The sequence below is a fragment of the Rhizobium ecuadorense genome, assembly GCF_001187535.1.
In the GTDB taxonomy this organism is placed as follows: domain Bacteria; phylum Pseudomonadota; class Alphaproteobacteria; order Rhizobiales; family Rhizobiaceae; genus Rhizobium; species Rhizobium ecuadorense.
In genome coordinates this window covers 1-292 of record NZ_LFIO01000520.1, presented here as the reverse complement: position 1 = coordinate 292, position 292 = coordinate 1, and the positions used below count along the sequence as shown (strand labels likewise).

Genomic DNA, 292 nt, shown 5'->3' with positions numbered 1-292 from the left:
GATAGTCGGGCGCGGGAACATGATCCGCATCGAGTTGCGCCACGAAATCGTAGCGGCTGTAGCCGTAGTGGTCGTAAAAGAAGGCGAGGTTGCCTTCCTTGCACCGCGTGCGTCGGGGCCACGACGTCCGATGGTAATCGGATCGCCCCTTGCGGGTCGAGACGAAGACCCCGTGAGCGGAGCACCAGTCGAGGGTCTCGGGGGAAGGGTCTTCGTCGGCAAGCCAGGTGTCGTGTTCCACCTCCTGGGCAAGCATTGCCAGCAGGGTCTCACTGACGACCGAGAAGGGTTC

The 292-nt window shown here is 62.7% G+C and carries 1 protein-coding gene; it reads right to left on the bottom strand.

What is annotated here, in order from left to right; genetic code table 11:
- Window positions 1-292 (bottom strand): glycosyltransferase family protein (locus tag AF337_RS11815; protein WP_483150623.1); only part of this gene is annotated, 292 nt, incomplete at both ends.